Here is a 955-nt window from a genome sequence, read left to right as displayed (position 1 = left end):
CGGTACAAAAAGGGACATTAAAAACGCTGGCACGACATAGTTGATTAGAGAAGGGACAAACAATGGCATGAATTCAGAGAACCGCACGTGCCCAGCTTGCCAAACCATCAAGGTTGTAATGTCACCAAATGGGCTGAATGCCCCGCCCGCGTTGGCTGCGATAACGATGTTGATGCAAGCAAGATTGACGAACCTTGGATTGTCGCCAGACACTTTCATTACCACCGCGCACATCAAAAGGGCCGTGGTTAAGTTATCGGCGATTGGAGAGATGACAAACGCCAGAAAGCCTGTCAGCCAAAACAGTTTTTTGAACCCGAACCCTTTCCCGACCATCCACGCTTGTAGAGCATCAAAGAGTTTCCGCTCTTCCATCGCGTTTATGTAGGTCATTGCGACGAGCAAAAACAGCAGCAGCTCGGCGTACTCAAGTAGGTTATGTTCCAACGCCGCTTTTGCCACGTCTTGCTGGTGGTGCTGGGCGAAGGTGTAACCAATCAAAATCCAAATCAGACCTGCCGCGAGAAGTACAGGTTTGGATTTTCTCATCTTCAAATACTCTTCGAGCATGACCAGAATATAAGCGATCGAGAAAAGAATGAGAGCGATATAGCCTACGGCGGAGTTCACCAGATTAAGATCACCGGATGCCGCTGCAAAGCTGGAACTTGAGAACAACAAACAGCAGAAAGCCACAATTGGATAGATTGGCATAGACATTTCTCCCTTGTCTTGTTGGAGAAATATTAGCCATAAATTAAGGGGTTAGTTGTGAGAGAGTTCGAATTAACAGTAGGAGTTAAGATTTGGGTAGCTTGCGCCACTATTTTCTGAGTGACGCAATGCTCGCCGCGCCAAATAAGATCGCAACAGCGTATAAACCATAAGTTAGCCAATGGCTAATTTCTAGAAAAGGAATGAGTCCCTGACCTGCCCACATACAGCCTCCGTTTAA

General features: G+C 46.9%; 1 protein-coding gene. It reads right to left on the bottom strand.

Features of this window, described 5'->3' with window-relative positions; translation table 11 throughout:
* A partial coding sequence (gene nhaD, locus R7Z49_RS23825; RefSeq protein WP_318112196.1) for a sodium:proton antiporter NhaD occupies window positions 1-714 on the bottom strand: 714 nt, incomplete at its 3' end.
* Window positions 715-955 lie beyond the last annotated feature (241 nt).

Origin of the sequence: Vibrio sp. 1562, assembly GCF_033340155.1 — a bacterium.
Lineage (GTDB): Bacteria > Pseudomonadota > Gammaproteobacteria > Enterobacterales > Vibrionaceae > Vibrio > Vibrio alginolyticus.
The sequence above is the reverse complement of the archived record's forward strand: the minus strand, read 5'-3'. Positions and strand labels throughout refer to the sequence as shown.